The 21,664-nt window shown below is 48.5% G+C and carries 22 protein-coding genes, 4 tRNA genes and 1 pseudogene; 8 read left to right on the top strand and 19 right to left on the bottom strand.

Features of this window, described 5'->3' with window-relative positions; all coding sequences use genetic code 11:
* Window positions 1-70: 70 nt before the first annotated feature.
* The gene (gene ffh, locus DMB82_RS05415; RefSeq protein ID WP_095700327.1) at window positions 71-1,432 is read right to left on the bottom strand and encodes a signal recognition particle protein; all 1,362 of its coding nucleotides are present in this window, start codon (window positions 1,430-1,432) and stop codon (window positions 71-73) included.
* Between the two features lie 169 nt (window positions 1,433-1,601).
* Between ffh and DMB82_RS05410 the strand changes: the two genes are divergently transcribed.
* The gene (locus DMB82_RS05410; protein ID WP_102119002.1) at window positions 1,602-2,396 is read left to right on the top strand and encodes a cytochrome C assembly family protein; all 795 of its coding nucleotides are present in this window, start codon (window positions 1,602-1,604) and stop codon (window positions 2,394-2,396) included.
* Between the two features lie 70 nt (window positions 2,397-2,466).
* Here the strand turns inward: DMB82_RS05410 and luxS are convergent, their stop codons facing one another.
* The 14 genes from luxS to DMB82_RS05340 all read right to left on the bottom strand — a co-directional run bounded on the left by luxS (window position 2,467) and on the right by DMB82_RS05340 (window position 13,093).
* Window positions 2,467-2,982, bottom strand: coding sequence for an S-ribosylhomocysteine lyase (luxS, locus tag DMB82_RS05405; protein WP_102119003.1), 516 nt, complete (start codon window positions 2,980-2,982; stop codon window positions 2,467-2,469).
* Between the two features lie 153 nt (window positions 2,983-3,135).
* Entirely contained in the window at window positions 3,136-4,689 is a 1,554-nt protein-coding gene (gene gshA, locus DMB82_RS05400) for a glutamate--cysteine ligase (protein ID WP_116163605.1), read from the bottom strand.
* A gap of 82 nt (window positions 4,690-4,771) precedes the next feature.
* On the bottom strand, window positions 4,772-5,200 hold the full coding sequence (locus tag DMB82_RS05395; RefSeq protein WP_116156399.1) for a YqaA family protein: 429 nt from the start codon (window positions 5,198-5,200) through the stop codon (window positions 4,772-4,774).
* Window positions 5,197-5,763, bottom strand: coding sequence for a fructose-1-phosphate/6-phosphogluconate phosphatase (gene yqaB, locus DMB82_RS05390; protein WP_102119006.1), 567 nt, complete (start codon window positions 5,761-5,763; stop codon window positions 5,197-5,199). Before yqaB ends, DMB82_RS05395 begins: the two co-directional genes overlap by 4 nt.
* A gap of 389 nt (window positions 5,764-6,152) precedes the next feature.
* Window positions 6,153-6,229: transfer RNA gene (locus DMB82_RS05385), tRNA-Arg, on the bottom strand.
* Between the two features lie 189 nt (window positions 6,230-6,418).
* Window positions 6,419-6,495: transfer RNA gene (locus DMB82_RS05380), tRNA-Arg, on the bottom strand.
* Between the two features lie 71 nt (window positions 6,496-6,566).
* A tRNA-Arg gene (locus tag DMB82_RS05375) sits at window positions 6,567-6,643 on the bottom strand.
* Between the two features lie 8 nt (window positions 6,644-6,651).
* A tRNA-Ser gene (locus DMB82_RS05370) sits at window positions 6,652-6,744 on the bottom strand.
* A gap of 294 nt (window positions 6,745-7,038) precedes the next feature.
* Window positions 7,039-7,224, bottom strand: a complete 186-nt coding sequence (gene csrA / locus DMB82_RS05365) for a carbon storage regulator CsrA (protein WP_005972168.1) — start codon at window positions 7,222-7,224, stop codon at window positions 7,039-7,041.
* Window positions 7,225-7,547: 323 nt separating this feature from the next.
* On the bottom strand, window positions 7,548-10,175 hold the full coding sequence (gene alaS, locus DMB82_RS05360) for an alanine--tRNA ligase (RefSeq protein WP_116163607.1): 2,628 nt from the start codon (window positions 10,173-10,175) through the stop codon (window positions 7,548-7,550).
* A gap of 138 nt (window positions 10,176-10,313) precedes the next feature.
* A complete protein-coding gene (recX, locus tag DMB82_RS05355; RefSeq protein WP_102119008.1) occupies window positions 10,314-10,802 on the bottom strand; it encodes a recombination regulator RecX in 489 nt (162 codons plus the stop codon).
* Window positions 10,803-10,847: 45 nt separating this feature from the next.
* Window positions 10,848-11,921, bottom strand: coding sequence for a recombinase RecA (recA, locus tag DMB82_RS05350; RefSeq protein WP_102119009.1), 1,074 nt, complete (start codon window positions 11,919-11,921; stop codon window positions 10,848-10,850).
* 107 nt (window positions 11,922-12,028) lie between these two features.
* Entirely contained in the window at window positions 12,029-12,523 is a 495-nt protein-coding gene (gene pncC / locus DMB82_RS05345; RefSeq protein WP_116163608.1) for a nicotinamide-nucleotide amidase, read from the bottom strand.
* 234 nt (window positions 12,524-12,757) lie between these two features.
* Complete coding sequence (locus DMB82_RS05340) at window positions 12,758-13,093, bottom strand: hypothetical protein (RefSeq protein ID WP_010285350.1); 336 nt, start codon at window positions 13,091-13,093, stop codon at window positions 12,758-12,760.
* 479 nt (window positions 13,094-13,572) lie between these two features.
* Between DMB82_RS05340 and DMB82_RS05335 the strand changes: the two genes are divergently transcribed.
* From DMB82_RS05335 to DMB82_RS20680, 4 genes are all read left to right on the top strand, one after another.
* Window positions 13,573-14,061 (top strand): SRPBCC family protein, encoded by a 489-nt coding sequence (locus DMB82_RS05335; protein ID WP_102119011.1) that lies wholly within the window; start codon window positions 13,573-13,575, stop codon window positions 14,059-14,061.
* A gap of 83 nt (window positions 14,062-14,144) precedes the next feature.
* On the top strand, window positions 14,145-14,819 hold the full coding sequence (locus DMB82_RS05330) for a MarC family NAAT transporter (RefSeq protein ID WP_010307203.1): 675 nt from the start codon (window positions 14,145-14,147) through the stop codon (window positions 14,817-14,819).
* A gap of 74 nt (window positions 14,820-14,893) precedes the next feature.
* A complete protein-coding gene (locus DMB82_RS05325) occupies window positions 14,894-15,247 on the top strand; it encodes a GGDEF domain-containing protein (RefSeq protein WP_240349038.1) in 354 nt (117 codons plus the stop codon).
* Complete coding sequence (locus DMB82_RS20680) at window positions 15,208-15,387, top strand: GGDEF domain-containing protein (protein WP_264177038.1); 180 nt, start codon at window positions 15,208-15,210, stop codon at window positions 15,385-15,387. Before DMB82_RS05325 ends, DMB82_RS20680 begins: the two co-directional genes overlap by 40 nt.
* Before the next feature lie 313 nt (window positions 15,388-15,700).
* Here the strand turns inward: DMB82_RS20680 and DMB82_RS05320 are convergent.
* Window positions 15,701-15,882: pseudogene (locus DMB82_RS05320) on the bottom strand (LysR family transcriptional regulator); the annotation flags it as partial.
* 186 nt (window positions 15,883-16,068) lie between these two features.
* Between DMB82_RS05320 and grxB the strand changes: the two are divergent.
* Window positions 16,069-16,704: a glutaredoxin 2 gene (gene grxB, locus DMB82_RS05315; RefSeq protein WP_116163610.1), complete on the top strand. Its 636-nt coding sequence runs from the start codon at window positions 16,069-16,071 to the stop codon at window positions 16,702-16,704.
* Between the two features lie 97 nt (window positions 16,705-16,801).
* Here the strand turns inward: grxB and DMB82_RS05310 are convergent, their stop codons facing one another.
* A complete protein-coding gene (locus tag DMB82_RS05310) occupies window positions 16,802-17,224 on the bottom strand; it encodes a bacteriocin immunity protein (RefSeq protein ID WP_116156701.1) in 423 nt (140 codons plus the stop codon).
* Window positions 17,225-17,631: 407 nt separating this feature from the next.
* Entirely contained in the window at window positions 17,632-18,591 is a 960-nt protein-coding gene (gene pvcA, locus DMB82_RS05305; RefSeq protein WP_116163611.1) for an L-tyrosine isonitrile synthase, read from the bottom strand.
* 438 nt (window positions 18,592-19,029) lie between these two features.
* On the opposite strand from pvcA, the gene DMB82_RS05300 reads away from it, so the two are divergent.
* A protein-coding gene (locus DMB82_RS05300) for an IS1 family transposase (protein ID WP_116163613.1) occupies window positions 19,030-19,727 on the top strand; the annotation gives its coding sequence in 2 pieces (ribosomal slippage) (window positions 19,030-19,279 and window positions 19,279-19,727; 699 coding nt in all).
* Here DMB82_RS05300 and DMB82_RS05295 read toward each other — a convergent pair.
* Entirely contained in the window at window positions 19,699-19,971 is a 273-nt protein-coding gene (locus DMB82_RS05295; RefSeq protein WP_125176123.1) for a hypothetical protein, read from the bottom strand. The two genes, DMB82_RS05300 and DMB82_RS05295, sit on opposite strands and share 29 nt — an antisense overlap.
* A gap of 183 nt (window positions 19,972-20,154) precedes the next feature.
* Between DMB82_RS05295 and DMB82_RS05290 the strand changes: the two genes are divergently transcribed.
* Window positions 20,155-21,282 carry an ISAs1 family transposase gene (locus DMB82_RS05290; protein WP_116164942.1) on the top strand — a complete coding sequence of 376 codons (1,128 nt, stop codon included), beginning with the start codon at window positions 20,155-20,157 and terminating at the stop codon, window positions 21,280-21,282.
* The last annotated feature ends 382 nt before the right edge of the window (window positions 21,283-21,664 follow it).

Raw genomic sequence — 21,664 nt, 5'->3', positions numbered from 1 at the left:
TTTTGGCGCAAAAAGCAATCTAAAGCGTATAATCACGCCAAGAGTTTCTCTACATCATCGATTTCGGTGATTAACGCCCTGGGAATCCAGGTGGCATCATCCCTTTCATACCGCGCATCATTTTCGCTAGACCGCCGTTTTTCATCTTCTTCATCATTCGTTGCATATCATCGAATTGTTTCAGAAGACGGTTCACGTCCTGTACCTGCATGCCGGAACCCTGCGCGATACGACGTTTACGCGATCCTTTAATAATCTCAGGTTTGGCACGCTCCTGACGCGTCATCGAATTAATGATCGCCTCCATACGCACCAACACCTTGTCATCCATTTGTGATTTAACATTATCAGGCAGTTGGCCCATGCCCGGCATTTTGCTCATCATGCTTGCCATGCCGCCCATGTTACGCATCTGCTTGAGCTGGTCCAGGAAATCGGTCAAATCAAACCCATCGCCCTTCTTCAGTTTATTAGCAAGCTTCTCTGCCTGTGTACGATCGACCTTGCTTTCAATATCTTCAATCAGTGAAAGCACATCGCCCATACCGAGAATTCGCGAGGCAACGCGCTCAGGGTAGAACGGCTCCAGCGCTTCGGTTTTTTCGCCGACACCGAGGAATTTAATTGGCTTGCCAGTAATATGGCGGATAGATAACGCCGCACCACCACGGGCGTCACCATCAATTTTGGTGAGGATCACACCAGTCAGCGGCAGCGCTTCATTAAAAGCTTTCGCCGTATTCGCTGCATCCTGTCCCGTCATGGCATCAACAACAAACAGCGTTTCAACCGGCTTAATCGCCGCGTGAACCTGCTTGATTTCGTCCATCATCGCGTCGTCAACGTGGAGACGACCTGCGGTATCGACTAACAAGACATCGTAGAACTTCAGCTTAGCGTGTTGTAACGCACGTTCTACGATAGCAAGTGGCTTTTCCTGCACGTCTGACGGGAAGAAATCGACACCTACCTGCTCTGCCAACGTTTCCAACTGTTTTATCGCCGCAGGGCGATAAACGTCAGCTGATACCACCAGCACTTTTTTCTTATGCTTTTCGCGCAGGAATTTACCCAGCTTACCTACGCTGGTCGTTTTACCCGCACCTTGCAGACCGGCCATCAGAACAACCGCAGGCGGTTGCGCGGCAAGATTCAGCTCGGCGTTGATTTCACCCATTGCGCTAACGAGTTCATTTTTAACAATCTTGACGAATTCTTGGCCCGGCGTCAGGCTTTTGTTGACCTCATGTCCGACAGCGCGCTCTTTCACGCGATTGATAAAGTCACGCACCACGGGTAACGCGACGTCGGCTTCCAGCAATGCCATACGGACTTCACGCAGCGTTTCTTTGATGTTGTCTTCAGTCAACCGCCCGCGGCCGCTGATATTGCGCAATGTGCGCGAGAGTCGATCAGTTAAATTTTCAAACATATCTCATGCTCAACGTAAGACAGGCCGCCAGCGCGACACGAATGGAAGAGATTATACACAAAAGCGGGAACGATCTCAGCGCTGCTGACGGAGAACTGTTGGTGCCCACGGCGACTAACGCTATACTGATTCTCTATTTTACCTAGTTGATATTTAATAGCCTATTTGTATGTCTGTTTTCGCTATTGTGGCGCTTGTCGCCTACACACTCAGCCTTGGACTGATTATCCCCAGTCTGCTACGCAAGAACAGTGCATATCGTCGGCTGGCAATACTCTCGGCCAGCGCTGCGCTAATTTGTCATGCAGTGGCGCTCTATCAACGCATTTTTGATGTTCAGGTCGGCCAAAACCTGAGCCTGCTGAATATTGGTTCGCTTGTCAGCCTCATCATCTGCACGGTTATGACTATTGTCGCCGCGCGCGATCGCGGCTGGTTTATTCTTCCTATCGTCTATACCTTTGCGCTGATCAATCTGGCCTTCGCCAGCTTAATGCCGAGTGAATTTATTACACATCTGGAAGCGTCACCGGGTTTGATGATCCATATCGGACTGGCGCTTTTCTCCTATGCAACCTTGCTGATTGCGGCACTTTATGCGCTCCAGCTCGCCTGGCTAGATTATCTGCTCAAGAACAAAAAGCTGGGTTTTGCCGCTGACATGCCGCCGCTAATGGGCATTGAACGTAAGATGTTTCACATCACGCAGGTTGGCGTCATTCTGCTCACATTGACGCTTTGTACCGGTTTGTTCTATATGGATGACCTGATCGATAACAAAGAGAACCTACATAAGGCCGTGTTCTCCCTGTTTGCCTGGTTCATTTATATTCTGTTGCTCTGGGGACATTACCATGAAGGATGGCGGGGACGACGCGTCGTCTGGTTCAGCCTGATCGGCGCCCTTATGCTGACGCTATCCTACTTTGGCAGTCGGGTTATACAGCACTTTCTCGCAGTCTGACTGCGTTCACGAGCATAAAAAAAGAGAACCCACTTCGGTTCTCTTTTTTTATCTGTGCCTATCCAGGAAACTAGATATGTAGCTCGGCTAGTTTATCTTTCGGCAGCGCCAGATCGTCATTTTGGTTGATACCAATATCGCGATCCACGATGTGTTGAGCAATTTCCTGCGCTTCTTTCAGTGAGTGCATCTCATAGGTGCCACACTGGAATTCGTTCAGCTCAGGAATTTTACGCTGATCGGTCACTTTCAGAACGTCCGCCATCGCCGCTTTCCAGGAATCAGCAACGCGTTGCTCATCCGGCGTTCCAATCAGGCTCATGTAGAAACCCGTACGACATCCCATCGGAGAAATGTCGATAATTTCAACACCCTCACCGTTTAAATGATCGCGCATAAAGCCCGCAAACAGGTGCTCTAGCGTATGGATGCCACGCTCTGGCATGACTTCGATGTTAGGACGACAGAAGCGCAGATCAAATACCGTGATATTGTCGCCATGAGGGGTTTTCATGGTTTTAGCAACCCGAACTGCGGGTGCGGCCATACGAGTATGGTCAACGGTAAAACTGTCTAGTAACGGCATAATTCCACCTCCTCAAAGAAAAACATTCATTTTTTCTCGTTTCCGAGAACTTTTCCTTTTTATACGAGTCTGACTTACTGAAAGACGCGCATTTATTATCATCATCCCCATTAGAGATGTTTATTTGGCCACAGTTTCTGTGGCCTTTTCTTTTTAATACGTCGCAAGATAGTCGTCAAAAGTCATCGTATCTTCAGACTCAATCTGACGTTGACGCTGCCAAGAGTTCTCGCTCGCAGCAGCCAATTGTTTTTCCGTCAACACCTGCAGCGGCTCGCTGCTGAGCATTTTGCGGTATTCTTCCGCTAAATTCAGCCCCACGCTACCATTGCCTTCTCGCTTCATCAACGTTAATAGTCGACCAGAGAACGTCGTTTCTGGATCGTCAAAACCAGCAAGCAGCTCGTCACATACCTGCTGATAGTGCGGTTGATCGTTTTCCGCGTCCAACACTTCCGCAACACGTCGTAAATCCGCAAACAGGGATTTTCCCACCTCAGCAATTGGCTGCTGGATGGTTTCACACCGCATACCCACGGTTTGCCCAGGTTTACGCCCTTCCAGGATCACTCGGTTCCAGTTTTTACGCGTACACAGTAGCTCATCCGCGCTCATTTCAGGCGCATCAGCCAGCGCACACCAGATCAGGAATAAATCCAGGAAACGAACCTGGCTTTCACTCACCCCGGTCGGAGAGAAAGGATTAATATCCAGTGAACGCACTTCGATATATTCGATTCCGCCACGCAACAAGGCATCAGATGGCGTTTCACCCGCACGCGTTACACGTTTCGGACGAATCGGCGCATAGAGCTCGTTCTCAATCTGCAAGACGTTCGTATTCAATTGTAGATAACGACCATCCTTCTTCATACCAACCTGAGCATATTCCTCAGACGGCGTTTTTATCGCGCGCTTTAACGCGGCGACATAGGTATCCAAATCGTTAAACGTAATTCCCAGATTACTCTGTGATTTATTGGTATAGCCTAGGTCACTAAGCCGTAGAGAGGTTGCATAAGGCAGATAAAGCATGCCTTTTTCCGTACGCTCAAACGGCAGTGCGGTTTCCCGCCCTTTTAGGAAAGAAGAACAGATCGCCGGAGAAGCACCGAACAGATAAGGGATCACCCAGCCAAAGCGGTAATAGTTGCGGATCAGCCTGAAATATCCCGCAGAAATGGCTTTTTTCCCGCTTTCTGCATCAGCGATCCCCTCTCGCGCCTGCCAGAATGACAGCGGAAGAGAGAAGTTATAATGCACGCCGGAAATAGTCTGCATCAACGCGCCATAGCGGTTTTTCAGCCCTTCACGATAAAGCGTTTTGAAGCGCCCAACATTTGATGAGCCATACTGCGCCAGCTCAATATTTTGCTCGCTGTCGATAAAGCACGGCATGCTCAATGGCCACATCCGCTCATCCCCCAGATTACGGGAAACGTGACGATGAATATCGCGCAGAAACGTCAGCAGGTGATCGACATCTTTGTCGACTGGCGTTATGAACTCCAACAGCGCTTCAGCAAAGTCTGTCGTGATCCACGGGTGTGCCAACGCCGAGCCCAATATTTCTGGGTGTCCTGTTGTAGCAAGATGTCCGTTTGCTGTTACGCGCAATGTTTCACGTTCAATTCCACGCTGAATCCCCTTCACTGCCAGTGGGTGTTTTTCCAGCCAAGAAAGTGCTTCTGAAATGTCCGGGATCAAATCGACCTCCCGTTGTTAAAATGTAATGGTTGTAAGCATAATTGAAACTCAGCAGCACTCACCAGTTCGCATTGCAATCTGGTTAAGACCACCACGCCATCCCCTGTAACGTTATACCTGCCAATACGATATACCGCAGCGCTTTTCCAATACCGATGAAAACCGCCGATTGCACCCAGGGCATGCGTAGCCAACCCGCTAACACGCACAATAAATCGCCTACTACCGGCACCCAGCTAAATAACAGCGCAGCGCAGCCATAGCGCTGTAACCAGTGCATGGCCACCGTATACCCAGCTTGTTGTTTTGGCTGAGGGAGTAAGCGCCCTATAAAAATATTTGTTAACCCGCCCAGCGTATTTCCTACCGTTGCCACAGCAACCAACAGGTAGGGTTTTGCACTGTCAGCAAGCAATAACGTTACCAGCAGCACTTCCGAACTGCCAGGCAGCAGTGTTGCACTGAGCAGGCTACTCCAGAAAAGAGAAAAAGCGGCCCAGAACTCACTCACGATATACGAACGTCAACCACAGCCATGTTAGCGCGCTTAGCGGCTTCAATGCCGTAGTCTGCATCTTCAAACACGATACAGTGTTCTGGTGCGACAGAAATCAATGCCGCGCAACGCAGAAAGGTATCGGGGAAAGGCTTATGCTGTATAACATCATCAGCCCCAACGATTGCATCAAAATAATCATGCAGCCCTAAATGCGTTAGCAATCTATCAGCCATGCCATGCGTGCTACCCGTACCAACTGCCATAGGACGCCGTCCGCGATAGTGCTTAACAACATCAATCAGCGGCAGTGGTTTTACGGTATCCAGCAGCATTTCCTCAACCACAGCGGTTTTTTCCGCCGCGAGTTGGTGAGCATCAATATCAACCTGATGACTGTCGATAATACGCTGTGCAATACGCCAGGTGGGCGAGCCGTTCAATGCAGCCATGGCACTGGCATCATATTTCATACCATATCGTGCAAGAACCTGATCCCACGCTTTATGGTGCGTTGGTTCAGTATCAAGCAGGGTGCCATCCATATCAAAGATCAGCCCTTGATAGCGATCGTACATCATGACTCCATGATCACTGAAAAGAGAGCTTACTTTATCGTAAAGTGAAAACGTTGTCGCTTATTCAATAACCTTATAAAAAACAGGTTATTACCTCCATAGTAGTAGGTAGCCTTCATTTACGCTTCAGCGTAATCTCAATATATAGGCAAGGGAGGGGTAAGAATTAATACACAGAAGTGATGAGAAAATATCGTTCTGATATCAGAAAAATAGAAGGTTGTTCCGCTAGAGCGCACAAAACAGGGTAGAAAGCGATGGGTAAAACAGAAATGCGTATCGGAGAAAATTATTTGTCTTGCTTAGTATTTTGAGTCGTTATTAAAGCAGGGTTATTCTTACGCTTATTGGTTCGCGCTAAGGCAAGAATTTTATTTAACATCGAAATATGGTGCATCCGGGAGGATTCGAACCTCCGACCGCTCGGTTCGTAGCCGAGTACTCTATCCAGCTGAGCTACGGATGCAGAGTGTGGTGCAGAAATAAATGGGGTGAGCAATTAAACGAGATACTTAAGAATGGTGCATCCGGGAGGATTACTCGGCTTCGCCTCGCCCTTCGGGCCGTTGCTAAAGCAACGTTTTCCTCCCTTGTACTTATAGGCCACATAGGCTGATTATAAGAACAAGATAACAACCTTACCCATATCGAAATATGGTGCATCCGGGAGGATTCGAACCTCCGACCGCTCGGTTCGTAGCCGAGTACTCTATCCAGCTGAGCTACGGATGCATTGATAATTCTTCATCTGCGACAATACTTGCTTTCACTAATACTACTTGCCTTGCAAAGGCAGTATTTAATGGTGCATCCGGGAGGATTCGAACCTCCGACCGCTCGGTTCGTAGCCGAGTACTCTATCCAGCTGAGCTACGGATGCATATTAAATGGCGGTGAGGGAGGGATTCGAACCCTCGATGCAGCTTTTGACCGCATACTCCCTTAGCAGGGGAGCGCCTTCAGCCTCTCGGCCACCTCACCTTACATTACCTGATTCGCTACTAAGAACTTCTTGTTAGTGCTCACCGGTACTGCGTGGCGCACATATTACTTTCCCAGACTTATAAGTCAAACAATTTTTCCCACCTTGTGTTCGTTTGAACAATTCGCATCCAAGACGAGCACTTTCACAACAAAAAGTCTATTTTATCGACAGAAAAACAGGCGGTTACCTTGCCAAAGGTAGCGCATAGGAAAAATGGATATATCGATAAATGTGTGGGGGGAAAACAGGAAATAACAATTGCGTCCCGCGAACACGAGACGCATTGTCAATCAATATGACGTCGGTTGAGATTTTTCGGCCTGGATACGCTGATAGATCTCTTCACGGTGGACAGAAACCTCTTTAGGCGCATTAACACCAATACGCACCTGGTTGCCTTTCACTCCTAATACGGTAACCGTTACCTCATCGCCAATCATGAGGGTTTCGCCAACTCGACGAGTCAAAATAAGCATTCTTTGCTCCTTGAAAGATTATAAAGAGTCGGGTCTCTCTGTCTCCCCGCCATTATCCATCATGTGTCGTGAAAACGTAAACCTAGACGATGGTATAACCACACCATCACAATCCGGTTTGTCACTACTTGTTAGTTTAGTCGATATCAGTAGCTCGTGCTTTTGTTATCACAACAACAGGCCTGAGCATGTAAAGCTTCAGAATATCTGAAGGTAACACACTTTCTATCCCGCTTGCGGATCCTTTTCCGCAGACAAAAACGCCACAACCAGAAAGTTATGGCGTTTTGTCGGATAACGCGAATAAAACGTTATCTGTCGTTTTACAGCTTAGCAGCAACCCAGGATTCAACGCTTGCCAGCGCAGTTGGCAGTGCAGACACATCTGAACCACCAGCCTGAGCCATATCTGGGCGACCACCGCCTTTACCGCCAACCTGCTGGGCAACAAACCCAATCAGTTCACCAGCTTTTACGCGGTCAGTCAGATCTTTCGTTACACCAGAAATCAAGCTAACTCGGCCTTCTGCCGCCGTTCCGAGAACGATAACAGCAGATCCAAGTTGATTCTTCAGGTCATCAACCATCGTGCGCAGCAGTTTAGGATCCACGTTGTCCAGTTGCGTAACCAGCAACTTCACACCGTTAATCTCTTTTGCTTTGCCGGACAGCGACGAGCTTTCCTGCGCCGCTTGCTGAGCCTTCAACTGCTGAAGCTCTTTCTCCAACGCGCGGGCACGGTCCAGAACAGAGCGTACCTTATCCGTCAGGTTGTGACTATCCCCTTTCAGCAGTTGCGCGATGTCTTGCAAAACGTCGCTCTGGCGATGCAACGCAGACAACGCATTCTCACCCGTGGTCGCTTCAATACGACGCACACCGGCAGCAGTACCTGATTCAGAAATGATCTGGAACAGGCCAATATCACCAGTACGGCTTGCGTGCGTGCCCCCACAGAGCTCAATCGAGAAATCCCCCATTGTCAGAACACGGACATGGTCATCGTACTTCTCGCCGAACAGCGCCATTGCGCCCTTCGCTCTCGCATCGTCCAGAGCCATGACATCCGTTTGCACGGTAAGGTTACGGCGGATTTGAGCGTTGACGATATCCTCAACCTGACGAATCTGCTCAGGCTTCATCGCTTCCGTATGTGAGAAGTCAAAACGCAGATAGCTATCGTTAACCAGAGAGCCTTTCTGCGCGACATGATCGCCCAGAACCTGACGCAGCGCAGCATGCAGCAGGTGCGTCGCGGAGTGGTTCAGACGAATGCGATCGCGGCGTTGGCTATCAACGTTTGCATCGACACTGTCGTTAACACGCAGCGTACCCCGAGTCAGTTTACCGACGTGACCAATTGCCTGACCGTATTTCTGAGTATCCTGAACAGCAAAGCTGACGCCCGCATTTTTCAGTTCACCCTGATCGCCAACCTGACCACCGGATTCACCATAAAATGGCGTTTCATTCAGAATCACAACCGCTTCATCACCAGCCGCAATCTGATCAACCGCGTTTCCATTGTGATAAATCGCAATAACCTTCGCTTGCTGCTGCGTTTTTTCATAACCGCAGAATGGCGTGTTCTCATCCACACGGATGAAACTGTTGTAATCTACGCCAAATCCGCTGGCTTCACGCGCGCGCTGGCGCTGCGCCGTCATCGCAGCTTCAAAACCTTCTTCATCGACTTTCAGGCCGCGCTCGCGGCACACATCTGCCGTGAGGTCGACAGGGAAACCATAGGTGTCATACAGGCGGAAGGCGGTTTCACCATCCAGCGTATCCCCTTTCAGGTGTTTAATTTCTTCGTCCAGCAGAGACAAACCGCGTTCCAACGTGCGGGCAAACTGCTCTTCTTCCGTCTTCAGCGCCTGCTCAACTACAGACTGCTGTTTTTTCAATTCTTCAGCGGCTGGCCCCATGACTGCAATCAGCGGCGCAACCAGTTTGTAGAAGAAAGTATCCGTAGCGCCCAGCATATTACCGTGGCGCGCAGCACGGCGGATAATACGGCGCAGAACATAACCACGGTTTTCATTAGATGGCATCACGCCATCGGCAATCAGGAACGCACAAGAGCGGATATGGTCGGCGATAACACGTAGTGATTTATTGGTTAAATCCGTCGTTCCGACGGCTTTCGCTACCGCCTTAATCAGCGTTTTGAACAAATCAATGTCATAGTTTGAATTGACATGCTGCAAGACGGCAGAAACGCGTTCTAACCCCATGCCGGTATCAACGGAAGGTTTTGGCAGTGGCAGCATTGTGCCGTCAACCTGACGGTTGAACTGCATGAACACCAGGTTCCAGATTTCGATATAGCGATCGCCGTCTTCATCAGGGCTTCCCGGCGGGCCACCTGCGATGTGCTCACCGTGATCGTAGAAAATCTCGGTACACGGACCACATGGCCCCGTTTCGCCCATCTGCCAGAAATTATCAGAGGCGTAAGGTCCGCCTTTGTTATCGCCAATACGAATAATTCTTTCGCGCGGCACGCCAACTTCGTCAGCCCAAATGTCGTAGGCTTCATCATCTGTTGCGTATACCGTTACCCACAGTTTTTCTTTCGGCAGATTGAACCACTGAGGAGACGTCAGCAATTCCCACGCATAGCGAATCGCATCATGCTTGAAATAGTCACCGAAGCTGAAGTTACCCAGCATTTCAAAGAAGGTGTGGTGACGTGCGGTATAACCTACGTTTTCCAGGTCATTATGTTTACCACCGGCACGTACGCAGCGCTGCGAGGTCGTCGCCCGGACATAGCTACGTTTATCCAGCCCGAGGAACACATCTTTGAACTGGTTCATACCCGCATTGGTGAATAACAATGTCGGATCGTTGTTCGGCACCAGAGAGCTGCTATCAACAACCTGGTGTCCCTTACTGTGGAAAAAATCGAGAAACGCTTGACGGATCTCAGCGGTGCTCTTGCTCATAATTGTCCTGGAATCAAGCTAGAAGAACAGATCGCGGGCAAGGTTAGTTCAGCATGCTGACGTTACCGAGCAACTCACGAACAAAAAAGTGGGAATAAGATAAATTTTCTTCGATGGGAAGTAAAATCCCGTGTGCGTTCAATCTGAAAAATTCGTATAAATTGACTGGATTTCTTCATGAAAGAAGCCACGATAGAGCAGATATCGCTGATGTTTGACTTTGTCTTTCCATTCATCGGACAGAGGATGCCCGAATTTTCGTTCCACAACCGATTTCGCCAGCGCACACCAATCGATATCACTCTCGTTTAATGCCGTGGCTAACGTTGTTTTATCGATTCCTTTCTGGCTTAGCTCCATTTTGATCCGCTGGGCACCATAGCCTTTGCGGCTCCGGCTGCTGATATAGCGGCGAGCATAGCGCTCGTCATCCAGCCAACCATGTTCCTTGCAGTACGCAATCGCCGCTTCCACATCTTTCACCGCAGCTCGGGCTGTAGCTTCATCTGCTTCATCTTCTGCGCTTTCTGACTTATATAAATACGCCGCACATTTGCGGCGTATTTCGGTTTCACTATAATCGCGAACAGAAAGCACATTCATCGCATAGCGTAATGGTTTATTCATCCATCTACCCGCTGAAATACTCTGTCGGCGATAATTCAGCCACCATTAAAACTCTTCGTTGCCTTCACCAGCGAATTCATCTTCGTCACGGCTATTTCCCGCTGTGGCTGGCACCAGCTCATTGCCTTTGTGCAGCAGCATTTCACGCAATTTCTTATCCAGTTCCGCAGCAATCGTCGGGTTCTCTTTCAGGAAATTACAGGCATTGGCTTTACCCTGACCGATCTTGTCGCCGTTATAGCTATACCAAGCACCGGCTTTTTCGATCAGTTTGTGTTTCACACCCAGGTCAACCAGCTCACCGTGGATATTGATACCTTCGCCGTACAGAATTTGGAATTCAGCCTGTTTAAACGGTGCTGCTACTTTATTCTTCACGACTTTCACGCGGGTTTCGCTGCCGACCACTTCTTCGCCTTCCTTGATAGCACCAGTACGACGAATATCCAGACGAACAGAGGCGTAAAACTTCAGTGCGTTACCACCGGTAGTCGTTTCAGGGTTACCGAACATCACACCGATTTTCATACGGATCTGGTTAATGAAGATCAGCAGCGTATTGGCTTGCTTCAGGTTACCCGCCAGTTTACGCATAGCCTGACTCATCATACGAGCAGCCAGCCCCATGTGGGAGTCGCCGATTTCACCTTCAATTTCGGCTTTCGGCGTCAGTGCTGCAACGGAGTCGACGATGATAACGTCAACAGCGCCAGAGCGCGTTAATGCATCACAGATCTCCAACGCTTGCTCGCCGGTATCCGGCTGAGAACACAGCAGGTTATCGATATCTACACCAAGCTTTTTCGCATAAATCGGGTCCAGCGCATGCTCAGCATCGATAAACGCACACGTTTTGCCTTCGCGTTGAGCGGCAGCAATAACCTGTAAGGTCAGCGTTGTTTTACCGGAAGATTCTGGGCCATAAATCTCAACGATACGCCCCATTGGTAAACCACCGGCGCCCAAGGCGATATCTAGAGACAAAGAGCCTGTAGAAATGGTTTCAACATCCATTGAGCGATCCTCGCCCAACCGCATGATAGAACCTTTACCAAATTGCTTTTCGATTTGACCCAGTGCTGCCGCAAGTGCCTTTTGTTTGTTCTCATCAATAGCCATTTCTGCTCCTGTCATGCGGCGTAGCACTGCTGTCTCTACGCGGCTGCTTAATCATGAATTGCCGAATAATTACTGACATTATACTGTATACACATACAGCATCAAGGTTATTTTTTCAGAAACGCATCGAGTAACGTTTGTAGCGCAAAATGGACCGATTGCAGACGCACCGCGTTTCTGTCTCCGCTGAACCGCATTGTCCGGGCGAATACCCCACCCTGTTTGTCTGTGAAGCCAAACCACACCGTGCCGACAGGCTTCTCTTCGGTCCCCCCGTCTGGCCCGGCGACGCCGCTTACCGATATGGCGAAATCTGCATCGGCGGCCTGCAAAGCCCCTGCGGCCATCTCATTGACGACGGCTTCACTCACCGCACCATGCTGTTCAAGTGTCTCTGCGTTCACATTCACCAGACGCTGCTTGGCCAGATTGCTGTATGTCACAAAGCCGTAGTCAAACCAGCCAGAACTACCCGCGATATCGGTAATAGACTTAGCCAACCAGCCTCCGGTGCAGGACTCCGCACATGTCAGCGTGGCACCACGCGCCTTCAGTTTTTCGCCCACCAAAGTACTTAACCGCAGAATGTCAGCTTCCGTCATTGCCGCCTCATCTTAATCAAGGATTGTTGGGTCAGGGTAACACTTTTCCCCGAAAAAGACGCTCCGCTGCACGGTATGCGAAGCGCATAGCAAAGAAGATGAAAAAGGAATGAAAACCGAAGAAGAGCGAATAAAACGCTGCCGAATAATCAGGGAGAAAATAGCACGACGCGAATAGATCGTCGGCTTGCAGGAATAGAGAGGAATAGGAGTAATTAATAATGATGGAGCAATTTACATACAGCCTGCACAACTGGTGCATCGCCAGTCCTGCTTATTTATAGCCTGAAAGAAATATCTGAAATAACATTCTTCGATAGGGACATTATTTTCTTCAAAGCTATCGGCCAACCAGTCGATATTTTCCAGAATCCAATCATCCTCATCGAGTCCGTCTCGGTACATTTCATCATCAGGATCGATGATAGAGTAGATCCCCATCGTTCCCATATGATTTTCTTTATATTTTTCCGGTAACGTGAAATCGTTTTCTTTATAAGATATTAACCAGTGACCGTGGCAAAGCAGGTTACCATTACGGCTCCACCTCGCAATAAATGGGTTACTCATATTTATTCCTACCAGCATGAAAGCTGGTTATAAACGTATCACGACATGTCTATAAAGTAAATTACACACAACCATCTCGCCATTTAAATAATAGAAAATAGGGATACCCTTTTATTACATCTTAATAGGTACAAAACCATTAACGATAACTTGATAAATATCAATTTATATAGCAATGAAATATCTAAACAGAGAAGTACAAATAAAAAAAGCCCACTAAAAATAGTGGGCGGGGTACTGCTATTATCGTTATGTAAAAAACCCTGGTGTTTTGCGGCACGTCATTCGGCTTCTGTCTGATTCTTACACTACCGAACGAACATTAACGCAACATTAGGCGCATAAAGATTCTGACGATTGCTGTGATAGCCTGCGCCAACCCTATCACCACCGTCTCCGCTTTGCTTGTTGGTCGAGATCGGTCAGAATGGCGTGAACATGCCCATAAAGGGGTAATAATCCATTAGGGAGAATGACGGGTGTTTCCCTCTTTCTTAAGAAGAACCGCAGCGAAAAACGGCAGTTATGCCAATGAAATCAGTAGCAGCATTACGATCAATCGCCCAGCAGAACGTTTGTTTGATCTCTGGCGCAAACCGGAAACGTTGCCGATCCTGATGGGCCATTTCGCCAGTATCGAGATACTGAACTATACCGACTCTAATTGGCGGATTAACACGCCGATTGGCGCGCTCATTGAGTGGCAGGCTCGTATTATTGATGAAAAACTGGGGGAGTATATCCACTGGCGTTCGCTGGAAGGGGCGCGGGTTCCGAATGAAGGCCGGCTTTCTTTTCAACCGGCCACATCGGAAGCGGGTACAACCGTAACGCTGACTATTCGCTACAACCCACCTGGGGGCTTGATCGGGAAAAAAATCGGCCAAATGTTTGATATGTTTTCTCGCGATATGCTGACAAAGACACTCTATCGTTTTAAAAAATTAGCGGAGGATGAACTGACCTAAACCGCGCCAAACGCCGTAGCGACAGGTCATCTATTGACCGTTTTCCTGAACTAACGAAAGCGCCCCAATAAAAGGAACGTAGAATGCTGGAATTGATTCAAACCATTGGTCTTGGTCTCGTGTTAATCCTACCACTCGCGAACCCACTGACAACGGTAGCGGTATTTTTAGCGATGTCCGGCAACATGAGCCAGGGGGAACGAAATCGTCAGATCTTTCAGGCCTCACTCTACGTCTTCATTATTATGACCGTCGCGTACTACGCAGGTCAGGTCGTAATGAATACCTTCGGAATATCCATTCCCGGATTGCGCATTGCCGGCGGGCTCATCGTCGCATTTATCGGGTTTCGCATGCTTTTTCCTCAGCAAAAGCCAGAGCATGCGCCTGAAGTAAAAAGCAAAAAAGAAGAAATCAACGACAGTTTCTCCGCCAATGAGGTCAATATCGCTTTCGTGCCGCTAGCGATGCCCAGCACCGCAGGGCCAGGAACCATTGCCCTAATCATTAGCTCTGCCTCACAAATCAAGAGCGGCGTCGATATCACGCCATGGGTGATTACCGTTGCCCCCGTACTCACGTTTATGTTGATCAGCCTGATCGTCTGGCTCAGTCTGAAAAGTTCGGGTCTGATTATGCGTCTTATCGGAAAAAGCGGCATTGAAGCCATTTCACGACTGATGGGGTTCCTGCTGGTGTGCATGGGCGTACAGTTCATCATTAACGGTACGCTGGAGATCGTACACTCCCTGCATTAAATTGAAGCTTTAATTCTATTTTCGTTGCAGATACCCAGAATCAGAGACACGCGTTCTACCCAACCTTGCTGAACATGAAAGGAAGTACGCTGACCTCTGATGCCAGCAAGCAGACGCTCGTGGAACAAAAGTCATTAATCAGCCATTCTTATATTCCCGTTACGGGAAATCTGAATGATATCGACCATTTCAAATGCGTGAACGATGCCTACGGACACAATATCGGCGATGACGTCATCAGGCTGTTGGCAGAAAACATAAAACAGGGCTCGCGCGCATCCGATCTGATTTACCGTACTGGCGGAGAGGAATTCCTCGCACTTCTGCCCGATACGGACATGACGCAGGCCGCTGATATTGCTGAATGGTTGCGTAAAAAGTGGAAAAAATGCCACTGCCGATTCCTGAAACCATCACGATTTCATTAGGCGTCACCTGTTTTATTCTGGGAACGGAGCAGATCGATAGCGTCTTGAAAATCGCGGACGAGGCCCTCTATCAGGCCGAGTATGAAGGCAGAAGCCGAGTCGTTATCAAAATAGCCTCAGTTAATCATGACACAGAATAGGCACGCTCAACACGAATCCAACAAGCGGGAATACAGGCAAAAAAAACCCGCGCAAGGCGGGCCAAGGTCATTCTAATGACAGGGATGGTTAACTAACACAACACTCACAGGGATGTGAGGTACTGACAAGGGATGTAAGGACTATAGCAAGTCAAATGTATAGTATTGTCATCAGCAAGTAAGGTTAATCTATCGGTTGTAAAACAACATTGGTGAGACTTCCCGGCCGCCCTATCTGACTATTTCAGTTGGCTTTCCCTCGGTCGCAATGGCGCTTTTTGGAGTTTCATCAGCACAACCAGCAGCGCCATGATTGCCCCCTCCCGCTAACCACATGCTCTTGAGCATCCCCCAGTACCTTTAACGCGGGGCGATTTGCTCATAAAAATTCTGCCCGGTTTCTGTCGACGTCAGGCGTCGGGTAGAGCGAAGCAGCAGCGGCGTTGCCAACTGATTTTCAAGCTGCATGATGGCTTTGAACACCGCGGGTTGCCCAGCATCATGCAGTAATCTGGTGTGGGTCACGCGATTCACACCGTGCCCTTACTTTCCCTGCCATCGCCTTCTTCAGGCACATTCACTTTACCGCCGACCGCATCAGGTATTACTCTGATGCCATGACTTGTCATGACAGGGCTGGCAAATTTTTGCCGCCTTTTTCAAAATATTACGAGGCGATGTATGAAACTATTCATTTACGAACACTGCCCATTCTGTGTCAGAGCCAGAATGATTTTTGGCCTGAAGGATCTGCCTGTTGAGCAATCTGTGATTATGGAAGGCGACATCGACACGCCAACACGCATGGTAGGCCGCAAAGTGGTGCCGATCCTGCAGAAAGAAGACGGCAGCTTCATGCCGGAAAGCATGGATATCGTCCACTATGTCGACAGCAAGCAAGCGCCGTTAATCGCCGATAAACCGGTTGATGCTGAGATTGAAGCCTGGTGTAAGTCCGTTTCCAGCGCGGTGTTTAACCTTGCGGTTCCCCGTTTTACGAAAGCCGATTTCAAAGAGCTTTCCACGCCGGAGGCGCGCCATGCCTACATCCTGCGCGAAGAAAAAGCCTTCGGCGATCTGGATGCACTGCTCGCGAAAACACCGGAATTGATTGCGGAAGTGGAGCAGAAACTCGAGGCGCTGGAACCGCGTCTGGCAAACGTCAGCGCCATTTCCACCACCGATTTTATTCTGTTCCCTATTTTATTATCGCTCACGATCGTGAAAGGCGTGCAATTTGGCCCTCACGTTCAGGCGTACCTTGATCGTGTCTCAACAACCAGCAAGGTCGCCTTGTTGACCGATAAAGCGCTGTAAAACGGCAAGATAGAAACAACAAAGGAGCGGCTTATAGCGGCTCCTTATTTTTAGCAACGTTCGGATAACGTCGTTCATTTACCCATATCAATCAGGATTATTGATCCTTGGGATAAAGTTCACACCCTTCTACGTCGTGCTCAAGCTCAGTCACCGAATACGACTGAGCATTTTTCGTTTTCTTTATCAGGAAAGGACTTGTCGAAAAATAGCTCCCAATGTTCGCATCATCCACGAAACAGGCAATGATCTCCTTTTCATTTTCCGAGATAATACGTAGCGAATACGTCCAACTGCCATCTGTGTCTGTTGCTTCTGCCCGGTCTTTTTCCTGGCTAAACACATAATCACCGGTATCTTTCAGCAACGTCCCCTTCGGGAAATGTTTTGGTCCAAAAGAACTGCGGAAAGTAGTCACATCCAAATGTTTCAGCAGCGTCAGCGCATCCGTTTTTGTTGCTGAAAAACCGGTCTGGGGAATCATCAATACTGAAAAAATCACGGCCAAAAATAGCTTCATTTACTGCAACCCTGCGATAGAACATCCATGCGCGTATTTTATTTTAAAAACACGGTTCGCAATAGCGTTATGGGGCACGCTTTTACCCCATAACGCGTGACGGGTTTCAGCACATTATCACGCATAATTTCCTCGATGGCCGACATACCCGGTCAATGCTTCATTGCTCAGAAAAGCCAGAAGAAAACCCACGTAGAACCAGAAGGTGATACTCGCGAGCAAGCTCACGCAGTCAGTCGATTGACAGTGTGGCGATACTCTGTCCCGCTTCAAAAGGGGTCAATATCGCGCCAAAAGGAGAAAGCAGCTCGATGCTGCAATTCACTCTATTTTCCATCGTGTATATTCCTTTATAAGATGACAATATCGATGTTTTCAGCAGATCATAAAGTGAGAAAAGAGCACGCTTATGCAACATCCGACTGTTTAACTAAGTAGTGGCTAGGCGTACCACGGATCTCCACAACTTCACCGGCCAACTGCTGCGCATCGGTATTCTTCATCAGCACAAACTGCCCATTAACATTGGCGGCAACACCATGCCAAGGCGTCAACCAGTCATCTTTGGTGGGCATCATATGAATGCCCAGTTTTAGGCTGTCCGCAGGTTGAGGGTGAATAGACAAACGGATAGCGTCTGGGAAATTCTCAGCAAGCAGATTGCCCCACGCCCAGCTACGTTGAATAACGCCACATGCGCGTTTTTTAGCATCCTTCTGTAAGGCTGCATTAGAGCCAGTATAGTCAGGCCGCAGGCTATCTTCATAGAGGAAGCGAGTTATTGAACGATAAAGCTGCAAACCTTCTTCGCTCTGCATAAGTTGCTCCTTAATCTCCTCTTCTGATTCGGCGTAATCCTCAACCAGCCGTTGGCGAAGATGATCATAGTCAGCGGTGAGTGCCGCCATATTCTCTACATCCTTAAGATTAAAGACGCTGAGATGAACCGCTCCAAGTTCATGCAATAAGTTTTCTATCTCATCCTGATAGGTATTAATGGTTTCGTCGCTGGTCCCAATCAGATCGCCAAATACATGCCCATCCGAGCAAATACGGATATGTGCGCCAGGCGGATAATAAAGCTGGATACGCTGACATAACGAATTCAGAAATATCAGGGACAAGCGCTCAGCCATGTCTGGCATTCTCCCCAGTACTTTATAAGGGCTGGGAGATTTAACGGGAAACGCCGGTAGAATAAGCTCAACCCGACGACCTTCGTCAACAAAAGCACGAATTCTGGGTAATTGAACCTGAGTCACCAGAGATTCTTCTTCATTCACTGATTTCGTCGAGTGAGTGAATCGACGCCGGTATTGAATTAAATCACTTAATATTAGCGATGAAACTAATTCATTATTTATCATATCAAAAATAACCTTATTGATTTACATTAATTTAAAAATGGAATTAACCACATAGCTACGACACAGAAACAATAGAATAAAAACCATCCATGCGTACAAAGAAAATACTGAACAACATATTCAGTATTTTTATTTACACTGCTAATAATTAATTCTGTTCATGAAATTAACATAGAGAAAATAGAGCACCTTTGTGCATTGAAAATAATCATGCAGCAGATACCATTCACAACGCTGGCAATACCATGAATAAAGAGGAAATAATTATAATGGAAATTGAACTACTCAGAAAAAGCTAATCAACCACCAGGGCAGGGCGGGATCCCACTTTACTTATTGAAATAGAGAACTTATTTCGATTTTAGGTCACGCATTCAACTCGGTGATCGTCAGGTAGAATGTTCATCTGTTTTCCTAAATATTTAGAAGAAGAGCCTGATGGCAACGGTTGAGGTAAAATGCCCGTTTTGTGAGCAAACAGACCCGGTTAAAAAACATGGACTGGGAAGCACTGGTCATCAGCGCTTCCGCTGTCAGACCTGTTGTCGAAGTTTTCAGCTTGAGTATGAATATCGTGCCTGTCAGCAGGGTATGAAAGAGAAAATTGTTGACCTTGCCATGAACAATGCCGGTATCCGCGATACCGCACGCGCGCTGCATATCAGTATTAATGCCGTTGTACGCACCTTAAAAAACTCGCGCCGCGATGTGTAACCACGCTTCCGCTGGACAATCTCCAGATTCAGCTTATCTGCGAAGTTGATGAAATGTGGTCGTTTGTTGGCAACAACAAGCAACAACGCTGGTTGTGGTATGCATGGGAGCCTCGTCTCAAACGTATTGTTGCTCATGCTTTTGGGCGTCGGAACAAAAAGACGTTGCGCAAATTACTGGGATTGCTTTCAGGCTTCAGCATAGCTTTCTGGTGTACGGATAACTTCAGTGCTTATGAGATGTTGCCGGATAAAAAGCATATAACTGGCAAGCTTTACACGCAGCGGATTGAACGTGAAAATCTGAATCTTCGCAACCGGTTAAAACGACTGAATCGTAAAACTATCGGGTACTCAAAATCAGTGGAAATGCATGACAAGATAATCGGCACATTCATCGAGCGTGAACATTATCTGCAATGACCTGATCTACATATTGAATACGTGCCCCCCCGTGAGAATCCAATCCGTAACGCTTAAATTGTCCATCTTTATTTTTCTTACCAGTATTAAAACCGGGAGATTTAGTATGCAGTGTCGTTTCAGAGTCTGGAGATACATGATCTTTCATGAAGCCTTCTCTTGTTCGGCTTTCAGGAGTAGGTGAGGCTCCTCCAAGATTTGATGATTCTCTAGCTCTCCGACTTGCCTCAATATTATCAAGCACTCTCTGCCGCTGTTCACATGCAGATTCAGCCAACCCCAACGGATCAACCCATTCCAATGGATTGTGGACGTAAGCTTGGGGTCGGATCAGGGCAAGATCATGAACATTTTATAAACAAATTCAGAACGCTTTGACCTGCAGACCGAGTTGTGATCTTATACTCCCTTTTCCTGGGAGCCATCCATGCAGCTCGATGCCTTTTCTGAGTTCTTTTCCGAACTTCACGACCCGCGCCAATCCGCGAAAATATCCTATCCACTCTTCGACATTCTGTTCCTGACAGTTTGCGCTGTCATCGGTGGCTGCGAGGGCTGGGAAGATATTGAAGATTTCGGGCAAGCGCATAGTCGCTGGTTCCAGGATAAAGGATTGTTTCCAAATGGCTTACCCGTTCACGATACCATTGCTAGAGTGATGTCCAGCCTAGCTCCCGAGCAGTTTCAGGCCTGCTTCCTCAAGTGGATGCAAGCAGTCAACTCTCGTGCCAAGGGGGAGCTGATCGCCATTGATGGCAAGGTTCTGCGTAGTTCCTATAACCGGGACGACCGACAATCGACCATCCATATGGTCAGTGCATTTGCCAGCGCCAACAGCATGGTGCTCGGGCAAGTAAAAACAGACGAAAAATCCAATGAAATTAAAGCGATCCCTGAATTGCTGGCATTGCTCGATATGACGGGTTGCCTGATTTCGATTGATGCGATGGGTTGCCAGACTGAGATTGCCGCCCAGATTGTGGACAAGGGTGGCGACTATCTGTTGGCCGTCAAAGGCAATCAAGAAACCCTGCATCGCGCCGTTCGCAAGTCCCTTGCCCCTCTGATACGGGAAGGCAGTCATCAAGCCAAGATCGAACAATCACGAGGCCGGACAGAGCTCCGAGAATACCATGTGATGCCAGCAGGCGACATGGTAAAACAATTTTCTAGCTGGAAGGGCTTGAGCACGCTGGGCGTGGCGATTGGCTACCGCCGTGATAGCAAGGGCAACGAATCACTGGAATATCGCTATTACATCAGTTCAGCTGCGTTGACCGAAGAACAATTGGCCAAAGCCGTGCGCGGTCATTGGGGAATAGAAAATCAACTGCACTGGGTACTGGACGTCACGATGAAAGAAGATGCGTGCTCTATCTATCGTGGAGAAGCGGCTCAGATATTGGCAACAGTGAGGCATATGGCGCTGAATATGCTGCGAGCGGAGAAAGGCAAAACAGCCAGCATCAGACGCAAACAAAAGATAGCCGCGATGAATAGCGACTATCTGGAGCAAGTCATTGTGGCTGGAATTACAGCAGCGAGTGAAAAATGAACACTCATGCTCTCACCCTGGGGGTCGGATGCCACCCAGCAACCCTATCGGGTCATAGGGACGATCCTGACGCCGTCGTACTTTTTAGCGCACTTAACCTATTGATGCAACGGCCTTTTCAGACAGCGCTTTCGGCCTATTTAACATCACCGTAACCCGAACACCCCGACGCGCACTTTTAGCACCGGACACGCTACCGCCATGCTGTGACTTCCCTGTCTGCCTGTGCCACATCATAGCAGCGGCGTCAGCCGCTGCCATTAGTCGTTGTGTTAATGAACCGGGTTTTATCGCGGCGCGAGCCGTTCCGCAGCTTGCCTGTGGGATGGTGAAGCGTCTGCCGGGTGCGGGCTGGCGAGGCCCGCAAGCCAAGCCATTAACC

It is taken from the genome of Pectobacterium aquaticum (assembly GCF_003382565.3).
Lineage (GTDB): Bacteria > Pseudomonadota > Gammaproteobacteria > Enterobacterales > Enterobacteriaceae > Pectobacterium > Pectobacterium aquaticum.
Note: the sequence above shows the minus strand (reverse complement) of the source record. Positions and strands in the feature narration are given on the sequence as shown.